The sequence below is a fragment of the Micromonospora sp. NPDC049151 genome (assembly GCF_040648395.1).
Classification (GTDB): Bacteria; Actinomycetota; Actinomycetes; order Mycobacteriales; family Micromonosporaceae; genus Micromonospora.
In genome coordinates, this window is record NZ_JBEZDP010000048.1 from 1 (window position 1) to 11,665 (window position 11,665).

At 75.3% G+C, this 11,665-nt stretch carries 8 protein-coding genes; 3 read left to right on the forward strand and 5 right to left on the reverse strand.

Annotated elements, in window-relative coordinates:
* Window positions 1-125 precede the first annotated feature (125 nt).
* The gene (gene mptB, locus AB0B20_RS28940; protein ID WP_357475085.1) at window positions 126-1,610 is read right to left on the reverse strand and encodes a polyprenol phosphomannose-dependent alpha 1,6 mannosyltransferase MptB; all 1,485 of its coding nucleotides are present in this window, start codon (window positions 1,608-1,610) and stop codon (window positions 126-128) included.
* An 11-nt stretch (window positions 1,611-1,621) separates the two neighbouring features.
* Window positions 1,622-3,172 carry a polyprenol phosphomannose-dependent alpha 1,6 mannosyltransferase MptB gene (mptB, locus tag AB0B20_RS28945; protein WP_357475097.1) on the reverse strand — a complete coding sequence of 517 codons (1,551 nt, stop codon included), beginning with the start codon at window positions 3,170-3,172 and terminating at the stop codon, window positions 1,622-1,624.
* Here mptB (AB0B20_RS28945) and AB0B20_RS28950 point away from each other — a divergent pair.
* Window positions 3,071-4,804: a hypothetical protein gene (locus AB0B20_RS28950; RefSeq protein ID WP_357475088.1), complete on the forward strand. Its 1,734-nt coding sequence runs from the start codon at window positions 3,071-3,073 to the stop codon at window positions 4,802-4,804. The two genes, mptB (AB0B20_RS28945) and AB0B20_RS28950, sit on opposite strands and share 102 nt — an antisense overlap.
* Before the next feature lie 211 nt (window positions 4,805-5,015).
* On the opposite strand, the gene AB0B20_RS28955 is transcribed toward AB0B20_RS28950, so the two are convergent.
* On the reverse strand, window positions 5,016-8,039 hold the full coding sequence (locus tag AB0B20_RS28955) for a bifunctional [glutamine synthetase] adenylyltransferase/[glutamine synthetase]-adenylyl-L-tyrosine phosphorylase (RefSeq protein ID WP_357475091.1): 3,024 nt from the start codon (window positions 8,037-8,039) through the stop codon (window positions 5,016-5,018).
* A gap of 2 nt (window positions 8,040-8,041) precedes the next feature.
* Entirely contained in the window at window positions 8,042-8,809 is a 768-nt protein-coding gene (locus AB0B20_RS28960; RefSeq protein WP_357380532.1) for a type 1 glutamine amidotransferase, read from the reverse strand.
* A 59-nt stretch (window positions 8,810-8,868) separates the two neighbouring features.
* On the opposite strand from AB0B20_RS28960, the gene AB0B20_RS28965 reads away from it, so the two are divergent.
* Window positions 8,869-9,798 carry an LD-carboxypeptidase gene (locus AB0B20_RS28965; RefSeq protein WP_357381143.1) on the forward strand — a complete coding sequence of 310 codons (930 nt, stop codon included), beginning with the start codon at window positions 8,869-8,871 and terminating at the stop codon, window positions 9,796-9,798.
* A 67-nt stretch (window positions 9,799-9,865) separates the two neighbouring features.
* On the opposite strand, the gene AB0B20_RS28970 is transcribed toward AB0B20_RS28965, so the two are convergent.
* A complete protein-coding gene (locus AB0B20_RS28970) occupies window positions 9,866-10,759 on the reverse strand; it encodes a virginiamycin B lyase (protein ID WP_357380530.1) in 894 nt (297 codons plus the stop codon).
* Between the two features lie 181 nt (window positions 10,760-10,940).
* On the opposite strand from AB0B20_RS28970, the gene AB0B20_RS28975 reads away from it, so the two are divergent.
* Window positions 10,941-11,486, forward strand: coding sequence for a hypothetical protein (locus tag AB0B20_RS28975; protein WP_357475094.1), 546 nt, complete (start codon window positions 10,941-10,943; stop codon window positions 11,484-11,486).
* Window positions 11,487-11,665: the final 179 nt, after the last annotated feature.

Consider the following 11,665-nt stretch of genomic DNA (forward strand, 5'->3'; position numbering starts at 1 on the left):
GCGGTCACCCTCGTGGCCGGACGGCAATTTCACCGTTGAGCACGCCGCAACGCCGCGGTGAGACTCGACACGACGGATGCCCATCTATTCGGGAGCCGCGATGGCGGAGCCGGCCCGGCCGTTCATCAAGCACGGCGGCGCAACGCGGCCCGGACGCCGGCCACCGCGACGACCACCACCAGCACCGTCATCAGCACCGCGCCCGGCGCCTTGCTGAACCGGGCCAGGTTGGATCCGTCCGGCAGGGTGAGCGCCGAGGCGACAGCGCAGGGCGCCACGAACCAGACCTGGCGGGCCAGCGGCACCGCCGCTACCGCGAGCACTGTCAGCGGCCAGATCGCGTACCAGGGGTGGAAGACCGGGGCGAGCAGCACCGTGGCGGCGAGCGCCAGCCCCGCGCCGAGCAGCGCCACCCGGTGCCGGGCCAGCGTCAGCCGGGCCACCCGCTGCCGGGCGTCGTTGAGCCGCCGCAGCGCCGTCCACGCCCGCCACCAGAGCACCACCAGCAGTCCGGCCAGCAGCACCAGCGCGACCGCCCGGACCACAGGCACCGCCCGTGGCCGCTGCCCGGCCAGCTCCCCGGCGTAGTCGATGACGAAACCGACAGCCGTGGGCGGGGAGGTCCACTGCTGCGAGTCGCCGCTGTGGCCGAGCCCTCCCACCCAGCCCAGCCCGAGGCCGGTGGCGAGCGACACGACGAGCAGCGTGCCGAGCACCGACGCGGCCAGCTGCCCGCCGTCGCGCAGCAGCGCCCGCCAGGTGTAGCGGCCGTGCACGGCGGCGAGCGCCGCGAACGGCAGCGCCACGACCGCTACCGCCTTCACCGCCACGGCCAGGCCCAGCAGCACGCCGGCCACCAGCAACGCGCGTGGCCTGCCCGGCAGGCGGACCAGCACCAGCAGGCCGAGCAGCAGCAGCCCGAGCGCGAGCGCGTCGTTGTGCGCGCCCGCGACCAGGTGGATCCCGACGAGCGGGCACGCGAGCACCAGCCAGGCGGCCCGGCGGGTGGGCACCCCGGCGGCGCGGGCCAGGCCGGGCAGGCACAGCGCGGCCAGCAGCACCCCGGCCACCGCGACCAGCCGCAACGCCACTATCGTCCCGATCAGGCCGCCACCGGCGAGGACGGCGAGCCCGGCCAGCAGCACGAAGAACGGCCCGTACGGCGCCGGGGTGTCCCGCCAGATCGGCGACACCGACCCGGTCCACGGGCAGCCGGCCGCGGCGACACCCACCCGGTACGGGCTGAGCCCCTGCGTCCACGTCCAGCCCTGGCAGGCGTACGAGTAGACGTCGCGGCTGCCCAGCGGCGGCGCGGCAAGCAGCGGCAGCGCCCAGAGCCCGGCCGTCAGGTACGCCCACCGGCCGGACGGCGCGCCCCACCGCAGCGACCACCAGGCGCCGACCAGCAGCAGCGTCCCGGCCAGCCAGCAGCCGAGCGTCACCGGCCCGTGCGGTGCGGCCCAGATCGCGGCGAGCGTGCCGCGCGGGGGCGTGCCGGGCAGCGCGCCGCCGAGCCACCCGGCGACTGTGAGCAGCACCGCACCGGCGAAACCGGTGTATCGGGCGAGACCGGCGGCGACCGGCCGGACGGGTCCGTCGGGCTCGCTCACCGGCACACTCCTCAGTCCACGGGAACCGGCTGCCGACCCTTGCGAGCCGACCGTACCAACCACACGACCACCCCGATCACGAACAGGGTCATCAGCGGCGCACCGGGCATCTTGGAGTACCGGGCCAGACCGGTGCCGTCGGCCAGCACCAGGAACGACGACACCACAGTGACGATCGAGAACCACAGCGTGCGGTGCGCGGTGGCGGCGAGCACCGCCAGCGGCCACAGCCAGTACCAGGGGTGGAACAGCGGGGACAGCGCGACGGTGGCGGTGAGCGCCAGCCCGGCGTGCCAGAACGGCTCACCGCGACGCAGCGAGCGGAACCAGAGCCAGATCAGCACCCCGACCAGCACCACCATGCCGATCGCCCGGGTCACCGGCAGCGCGTCGACGTGCACCCCGAACGGCGCCAGCAGGTAGCCGACGGTCTGCCCCACCGCCGTCGGCGGCGAGGTCCAGGCCACCACCAGCCCGCCCTGTTCCAGGCCGCTGATGAACCCCAGCCCCAGGCCGGAGACGACGGTCACCCCGGCGAGCGCCGCGAGCGAACCGCCGACCACCCACCCGCCGTCGCGCACCAGCGTCCTGATCCGGTACGCCCCGACGATCGCGGCCAGCGCGGCGAACGGCATCACCACCAACGCGGTGACCTTGACGGCGGCGGCCAGTCCGAGCAGCGCCCCACCGGCGAGCAACGGTCCGGGCCGGCCCGGCCGGGCCGCGACCACCGCCAGCCCGGCCACGAGCAGGCCGATCATCAGCGCGTCGTTGTGCGCGCCGGAGACCAGGTGCACGGGCACCAGCGGGCTCGCCAGCGCCAGCCAGAGCGCGCGCCGCGGCGCCACCCCGCAGCGGCGGGCCAGCACCGGCAGCGCCCACGCGGTCAGCGCCACGCCGGCCACGGCGAGCACCCGGAACAGCGCGACGGCGGCGAGCAGCGAGCCGGTGGCCTCCACCACCGCGCCGGCGAGAAGCACGAACAGCGGCCCGTAGGGTGCCGGGGTGTCCCGCCAGATGTAGGAGATGGTGTCCAGCCAGGGACAGGGCAGCGCCGAGACGCCCTGCTCGTAGGGGTTGATCCCGGCCGAGAAGCTGGCGCCCTGGCACGCGTACGCGTACACGTCCCGGCTGCCCAGCGGCGGCGCGACAAGCATCGGCAGCAGCCAGAGCGCGACGGTGACCAGCACCCACCGGGACGACGGCACCCGGTCCCGCAGCGACCACCAGGCCCACGCCAGCAGCCCGGTGCCGACCAGCCACAACCCGATGATCAGCGGCCCGTTCGAGCCCTGCCAGATGCTGACCGGGGTGGGACGCAACTCGCCGTCGGGCAGGGCGCCGCCGAGGAACGCGGCCACGGCGAGCAGCACCGAGCCCGCCAGGCCGATCCAACGCGAGAGGTGGTGAGACACGCCCGACATGCTGCCAGTACGGTGGTTCGCGATCAGGAGGTGGGCATGCGGGGCGGTCGGGTGGTGGCGGTCTCCGCCGTGTCCGCGCTCGTCCTCGCCGTGCTCCAGCTCATCCTGCCGGCCACCGGCTCGGACCTGTCCGCGCAGGTCGCCCGCGCCGGCTTCTTCGCCGACCACGGTGCCGCCCTGGTCGACCTGCGCTGGTACGGCGGCGTGCACCCGTGGGGCTACAGCCTCGTCTCGCCGCCGCTGATGGCGCTGCTCGGGGTACGCCTCACCGGCGCGCTCGCCCTGCTCGCCTCCGCCACCGCGTTCGCCGCCCTGCTGGTGCGTACCGGGGTGCCCCGCCCGCTGCTGGGCAGCCTGGTCGGCGTGGTCACGATCGCCGGCAACCTGGTCTCCGGCCGGGTCACCTACGCCCTCGGCGTCGCGTTCGGCCTGGCCGCGCTGCTGGCGCTCACCATCCCCGCCCGCCGCACCCGCCTCGCCGCCGCCGCTGATCCCGCTGCCGAGCCGGCCGGTCCCGGCGCTGCCGGTGGCGGCCGGAGCGTCTGGGCGGCCGTCGCCGCTGCCCTCGCCGCGCTGCTCGCCTCGGCGGCCAGCCCGGTAGCTGGGCTGTTCGTCGGGCTCGCCGGTGTCGCGCTGCTGCTGACCCGGCGGTACGCCGGCGGCCTGCTGCTCGCCGTACCGGCCGCCGTACCGCTCGCCGTCACCGGGCTGCTGTTCGGCGAGGGCGGCTGGATGAACATCAGCACGGCCGACACAGTGCACGCCGTGGTGACGAGCCTGGTGGTGGCGGCCCTCGTGGCGTACCGGCCGGTGCGGGTGGGCGCGTTGCTGTCCGCGGCCGGAGTGCTGGCGTCGGCGCTGCTGCACACGCCGGTCGGGCTGAACGCCACCCGCCTGGTGGTGATGTTCGCGCTGCCGGTGCTGGCCGCCGCCGCGACGCCACCCGCATGGCTCACCGCGAACCGCCTCGGAGGCCGACTCGGCGCGGGCCGGGACGGCGCGGGCCCGGACAGCGAGGGCCGTCCCGACATCGGCCCGCGTGGCACGGGCCGACCCGGAGAGCGTCGACTCCGTCGGGTTCTCAGCGCGTTCGGGCTGGCCGCGCTGCTCGCGGTCGTCTGCTGGTGGCAGCCGCCGGTGGTCACCGCGGACCTGCGCAGCGCCGACGACCCGACGGCCGACCCGGCGTACTTCGCGCCGCTGCGCGCGGAACTGGACCGGCGCGGGCTCACCGGACGGGTGGAGGTGCCGCCGACCCGCAACTACTGGGAGGCGGCCCACATGGGGGACGTGCCGCTGGCCCGGGGCTGGCTACGCCAGGCCGACATCGACCGCAACCCGCTGTTCTTCACCACGGTGCCCGGGGCGTCCGGCACCGGCGTTCCGCTGACCCCTGTCACCTACCGGGACTGGCTGGCCGACAACGCGGTGCAGTACGTGGCGGTGCCCGACGCCGAGTTCTCCTGGGTGGGACGGTCGGAGGCGAAACTGGTGGAGCTGGGTCAGCCGTACCTGACCGAGGTCTGGTCGGACCGGCACTGGAAGCTGTACGCGGTGGCCGACCCCACCCCGCTGGTCGGCGCACCGGGTGAGCTGGTCCGCCAGGACGGCGCCTCGATCACGTTCCGCGCCCCCGCCGCCGGCCCGGTCCCGATCCGGGTACGCCACGACCGCTGGCTGACCGCCTCCAACGGAGCCACGGTCACCCCGAACGGCAAGTGGACCACGGTGACGGTCCCCCAAGCGGGCACCTACACCCTCACAAGCTGACCCAGACTAGAGATCTTGGTACAAAACGGCCCCCATAAGGGCCGTTCCCTTCCAAGATCTCCCGGCGGACCGCCTCGCTCCGTGACCACCCTCCCCTGTCCGTCGATCTTGAAGTTGCGGCCCCCAGGAAGCCGGATTCGTACCATTCGCCGGGGCGGAAAGTGCAAGATCGACGCCGAGGGAAGGTGGGGAGGGAGAGGGCGGGCCGGGGTCAGAGGGGGGACTCCAGGATTTGCTGGACGACTGTGCGGGAGTGGCGGCCGGTGCGCAGGTACTCGTCCAGGAACTCGCCCTGGTCCTCTCGCCCCAGCAGCCGCACCACGCCGGCCAGCTCCACCCCGTGCCGGGGCAACTGGTCCCCGGCCCGGCCGCGTACCAGCATCAGCGCGTCCCGTACCTCGGCGGCGAGCGTCCAGCCGGCGGCCAGCTCGGCGGCGTCGGTGGGATCGAGCAGGCCGGCGTCGCGGGCGGCGGCAAGGGCGTCGAGCGTACGGGTGCCGCGCAGCGCGGGCACCTGACCGGCGTACCGGAGCTGGAGCAACTGCACCGCCCACTCGACGTCGGCCAGCCCGCCCCGGCCCAGCTTGGTGTGGGTGGCCGGGTCGGCGCCGCGGGGCAGCCGCTCGGTCTCGACCCGCGCCTTGATCCGGCGGATCTCGATGACCTGCTCGCGGGTCAGCCCCTCGGCCGGGTAGCGCACCGGCTCGATCATCGCCTCGAACTCGGCACCCAGGTCGGCGTCACCGCAGACGTGCCGGGCGCGCAGCAGCGCCTGCGCCTCCCACACCCGGGACCAGCGCGCGTAGTACTGCGCGTACGCGGCCAGGCTGCGGACGAGCGGGCCCTGCCGGCCCTCCGGGCGCAGGTCGGCGTCGACACCGAGCGGCGGGTCGGGGGCGGGCGCGGACAGCAGCCGGCGCAGTTCCTCGGCGATGGCGTGCGCGGCGGCGCTCGCCGCGCTCTCCTCCACCCCGGGCGGCGGGTCGTAGACGAACAGCACGTCGGCGTCGGACAGGTAGTTCGACTCGTACCCGCCGAGCCGGCCCATGCCGATCACCGCGAAGCGCAGGCCGGGCGGTCCGGGGTGGACGGTACGGGCGGCTTGCAGCGCGGCGGCCAGCGTGGCGTCGGCGACGTGCGACAGCGCGGTGCCGACCGCCGTCACGTCCACCACTGTGGGGCGGCGTTCCCCGCCGCCGACCGGACGGGGGTTGAGCGGGGCGAGCGAACCGGCGCGGCTGAGCACGTCGGCGGCGGCGATCCGGACCAGCTCCCGGCGGCGCAGCGCGCGGACCGCCCGGATCGCCTCGACCGGGTCGTCGTGCCGGGCGGCGGCGGCGGCGAAGCCCTCGACGAGCGTCTCCCGTGGACGCGGGGTCAGTTCGCTGTCCTCGGCGAGCAGCCGCAGCGCCTCCGGTTCGCGGGCCAGCATGTCGGCCGCGTACCGGGAGGACGACAGCACCCGGGCCAGCCGGCGGGCCACCGGGCCGGAGTCGCGCAGCAGGCGCAGGTACCACGGAGTGCTGCCGAGCTTGTCGGACACCTGCCGGTAGTTGAGCAGACCGCGGTCCGGTTCGGGGGCGTCGGCGAACTCGTCGAGCAGCACCGGCAGCAGCGTGCGCTGGATGGCCGCGGTACGGCTGACCCCGCCGGTGAGCGCCTGGAGGTGCCGCAGGGCGCCGGCCGGGTCGGCGAAGCCGAGCACCTCCAGCCGGTGCCGGGCCGCCTCGGGCGTGAGGCGCAGCCCTTCGGCCGGCACCCGGGCCACGGATTCCAGCAGCGGCCGGTAGAGCAGTTTGGCGTGCAGCCGGCGTACCTCGGTGGCGTGGGTGACCCACTCGGCGCGGAACTCCTCGACGGCGCTGCGGCCCGGCCTGGCCACGTAGCCGAGCGCGGCGGCGAGCCAGCGCAGCGCGGCCGGTTCGGTCGGCACGGTGTGGGTACGGCGCAGGGCCTGGAGCTGGAGCCGGTGCTCGACGGCGCGCAGGAAGCGGTAGCCGCGCAGCAGCGCCTCCCCGTCGGCGCGGCCCACGTAGCCGCCCGCGACGAGCGCGCGCAGCGCCGGCACGGTGCCCGGTACCCGCAGCGACTCGTCGCCCCTGCCGTGCACGAGCTGGAGCAGCTGGACGGCGAACTCGATGTCGCGCAGCCCGCCCGGCCCGCGCTTGATCTCGCGTTCCAGCTCCTTCGGCGGCACGTTGTCGAGGATCTTGCGGCGCATGGACCGGACGTCCTCGACCGCCTCGGGGCGTTCGGCGGCGGTCCACACGAGCGGAGCCAGCGCGTCGGTCCACTCCTTTGCCAGCTCCAGGTCCCCGGCGGCCGGGCGGGCCTTGAGCAGCGCCTGGAACTCCCAGGTGCGGGCCCAGCGCTTGTAGTAGGCGAGGTGGCTGGCGAGCGTACGCACCAGCGGACCCCGGTTGCCCTCCGGCCGCAGCGCCGCGTCGACCGGCCAGGCCACCAGCCCGCAGACCTGGATGAGCCGGGTGGCGACCTGGGTCGCGGCGGGCAGATCGTCGTCGGCCGCGGCGACGAAGATGACGTCGACGTCGGAGACGTAGTTCAGCTCGTCGCCACCGCACTTGCCCATCGCCACCACGGCCAGCCGGGGGCGCGGCGTGCCGTCGGGCAGCTCGTCGGCGGCGATGTCGTAGGCGGCGGCCAGCGTCGCGTCGGCCAGCCCGGACAGCGCCGCCATGGTCTGCTCCAGGCCGCGCCCGCCGGTCAGGTCGGCCGCCGCGATGCGCAGCAGCGCAAGACGGTACGCCTGCCGCAGCAGCGGGACCGCGCCGGTCATCGTGGTGAGCCGGGCGGCGACGCCCAGGTCGAGCCGGCCGTCCGCGGCGGGGGCGAGCCCGTCCGGCTCGGTAGCCAGCACCGCCCACTGCCCGGGGTTGGCGACCAGATGGTCACCGAGCGCGGAGGAGGCGCCGAGCACCGCGATCAGCCGGCGGCGCAGCCCGGCGTCGGCGGCCAGGGCGTCGCGTATCGCCGCCTCGTCGCCGGAGCGCCGCTCGGACTCGACCAGCCGGTGCAACTGGCGCAGGGCCAGGTCCGGGTCGGCGGCGCGGGACAGCGCGGCGAGCAGTTCGGCGGCGCGCTCGTCGGCGGGTTCCTGGGTGTCGGGCCGCCACAGGGCGAGCCCGTCCGGGCCGAGCAGGTCCTCCGCCCGGCTGACCCCGTCACCCTCGGCGAATCCGTAGCGGGCCAGGCGCCCGCGGGCCGGCCGGGTCACCGTCAGGCCCCGAGCAGCGGCAGGCTGCGGCGCGGGTTGTCGTCGCCGAGTTCGCCGAGCGCGAGCGCGGCGAACCGGATCGCGAACGGCTGCCACGCCTCCTCGACGTCGGCCATCACCCGGTCGCAGGCGGCCACCACCAGCTCCGGGTCGTAGCCCAGCTCGGCCAGCACGGCCGAGTCGCGGGACCACTCGGCGATCATCGCGGTGTCGCACTCGATGTGGAACTGCAACCCCCAGGCCCGGTCGCCGAGGCGGAACGCCTGGTGCGGGTAGCGGGTGGACGCGGCGAGCAGCGTCGCGCCGTGCGGCAGCTCGGTGATCTCGTCGGCGTGCCACTGGAGCACGTCGGGCATCAACGGCACGTACCGGAACAGGGGATCGTCCTCGGCGGCGTCGCGCCGCCCGACGAGCGCCGGCCCGACCTCCGGGCCGGACGGGCTGCGCTCGACCCGGCCGGCGTGCGCGGTGGCGAGCAGTTGCGCGCCGAGGCAGACGGCGAGCGTGGGCACGCGCTGGCGGACGGCCTTGCGCAGCAGCCCTTCCAGCGCCGGGAACCAGGGCGCGCCGTGGGCGCCGTCGGGCCCCGGGTAGGCCTGCTGGTCGCCGCCGAGCACCACGAGCGCGGCGTATCCCTCCAGGTCGGCGGGGAGCGCGTCGCCGGCGTGCGGACGCAGCACACGCAGCTCAAGACCCCCTTCGGTGAGCCACTCCCCCAGGCGGCGGAGGTCGTCGGTCGGGTCGTTCTCGATCACCAGCGCGGTCGCCACGACGTCGAGGCTAGCCGGTGCGCACGACACCGGCCGGTCCGGCAGGCCCTAGGCTCGCGATCGTGCCTGACGACTGCGTGCGCCCACCGGCTCTGCGTCCCGGCGACGCGGTGATGCTGGTGTCCCCGTCCGGGCCGACCCGTCCCGAGCGGGTGGCCCGCGGCATCGAGCTGCTCACCGGCTGGGGGCTGCGGCCGGTGCCCGCGCCGAACGCGTACGCCCGGCGGGGTTATCTGGCCGGCGACGACGCGCTGCGGGCCGCGGACCTGAACGCGGCGTTCGCCGACCCGGAGATCCGCGGGGTGATCTGCACCCGGGGCGGTTACGGCGCGCAGCGGGTGGTCGACCTGATCGACATGGCGGCGGTACGCCGGGATCCGAAGGTGGTGGCCGGCTTCTCCGACATCACCGCGTTGCAGTTCGCGCTCTGGCGGGGCGCCCGGCTGGCCGGGGTGCACGGGCCGGGCGCGGCGTGGCGCGACGAGCGCACGCCGATCCGCTCGGCGGAGTCGCTGCACGCCGCGCTGACCAGCACCGAGCCGGTGACGGTGACGGCGGTCGAGGCGGAGGAGACGTACCCGGTGCGGGTGCCCGGGCGGGCCGAGGGCCGGCTGATCGGCGGCAACCTGTGCCTGATCACCGCGTCGATCGGCACGCCGGACATGCCGGACCTGACCGGGGCGGTCCTGCTGGTCGAGGAGGTGCAGGAGCCGCCGTACAAGATCGACCGGATGCTCACCCACCTGCGCCGCTGCGGCGCGCTGGACGGGATCGCCGGGGTGGCTGTGGGTCAGTTCACCGAGTGCGCGGACGGCTGGGACACCACAGTCGTGGACGTGCTCACCGACCGCCTGGGCGACCTGGGCGTGCCGGTCCTCGGCGGCCTGCCGATCGGCCACGGCCCCGGCCAGCTGACCGTCCCGGTGAACACCCCCGCGGTCCTGAACGCCACAGACGGCACCCTCACTGTGACGTCCGCCGTCCGCTGACGCCGAGGCCCGGCGATCATGAGGTTGGCGGCAGTTCAGAGATCCACAACTGCCGCCAACCTCATGATCAATGCTGACTCGGGGTGAGGTGGGCCACGGCGCCGATCTCCAGGGCGGCCCAGACGGTGGCGTCGGGGGTGACGGTCAGGCCGTGGGGTTCCGACGCGGGGGTGGGCAGATCGTGGCCGGTGATGTGGCCGTCGGGGTCGATGTGGCCGATGCGGTTGGCGCCCCACTCGGTGAACCAGCAGCCGCCGGCCGGGTCGGCGACGATCGCGTGCGGGCGGGCCGCCCGGTCCGGCAACGGGAACTCGTCGATCCGCCCGTCCGGCGTGATCCGCCCGATCTGCCCCGCGACGATCTCCACGAACCAGAGCGCGCCGTCGCCACCCCGGGTGATGCCGACCGGCCCGGCCGCCTCGGTGGGCAGCGGATGCACTGTGACCCTCCCGTCCAGGCCGACCCGGGCGATCGCGTCGGCCTGGTTGAGCGTGAGCCAGAGCGCGTCGTCCGGCCCGGCCGCGAGCATCGACGGGAAGCCCTTCGTCACCGGCAGCGGGAAGGAGGTCACCTCCCCGGCGGCGGTCACCCGGCCGGCCGTGTCGTCGTTCATGCCGGCGTACCAGAGCGCGCCGTCCGCGCCGACCGCCAGCCCGCAGGGGCCGCAGCCGGGCGGCAGCGCCACCGAGCCGGCCTCGCCGTCGACGGTGACCCGGCCCAGCCGGTCGTCGCCCGAGCGGGTGTACCAGAGTGCGCCGTCGGGGCCGCCGACGATGATCAGCGGACGGCTGCCGGGCGGGTCGTCGCGGTGGATCCGCACCTCACCGTCGAGGCCGAGCCGGGCGACGCCGCCGGAGCCGGCCAGCGTCAGCCAGAGCGCGCCGTCGGGCCCGACCGTGATCGAGTACGGCCCGGAGCCCGGCCCGGTGAGCGGGATCTCGCGGATGGCGGGCTGTGTCATCGAGTGGCCTTTCGTCGGGTTTCGCCCAGCCTCTCGGGCGCTCACCGCCCCCGGCAACACGAATAATTCGGGCCTTCCGGGCGAGATTGCCAGCTCGCTGACAGGTTCGCCACGGGTGGCCCTCAGTTCCGGCGACCACTGTCGGTGACGTCATCGCACCACCACCGAACAGGAGAATCGCATGATCCGCACGATGTCGAAGAAGCACCTGCTGGCCGGCCTGGCCGCTGCCGGCGTGCTCGGCGTCGGGATCGCCGCCCCGACGGTGGCGCTCGCCGACGACAAGAGCCCGAAGCCGTCCTCCAGCGCCAGCACCACCGACCAGGGTGACGACCGCCGCCAGAAGCACGCCGACCGGCAGGCCGAGTTCGCCGAGGCGCTCGCCAAGGAGCTGGGCGTCCCGGCCGACAAGGTCACCGCGGCGCTGGAGAAGCTGCACGAGCAGCGCCAGGGCGACCGCCCGGAGCGGCCGGAGCGGCCCTCGACCGAGGACCGGCAGGCCGCGCTGAAGGAGCGCCTGGACCAGGCCGTCACCGACGGCAAGCTCACCCAGGAGCAGGCCGACGCGGTGCTCAAGGCCGCCGAGGCGGGCGTGTTCCCGGGCCCGGGCAAGCGCGGCCACGACGGCATGCCCGGCCACCACGGCAAGGGCGGCGACAAGGGCGGCCCGGAGGGCAAGGCCGACAAGGGCGCCGAGGCCGAGCAGGAGGGCCAGGGCGGCAAGTGACGTGGTGGCCCCGCCGCCCCTCACCGGCCGTTCCCTCCTCCTGGCCGGCGCCCGGCGGGGCCACCCACGCTCCCTCGGGCCGCGGCGGGGTGGTGGCCAGGCGATCCGGGCCGGCCACGCTGGCGGACGCTCGGTCGATGGGTTCCGACTCGCTGATAGCCACGGGGAGGAGGCCTAAG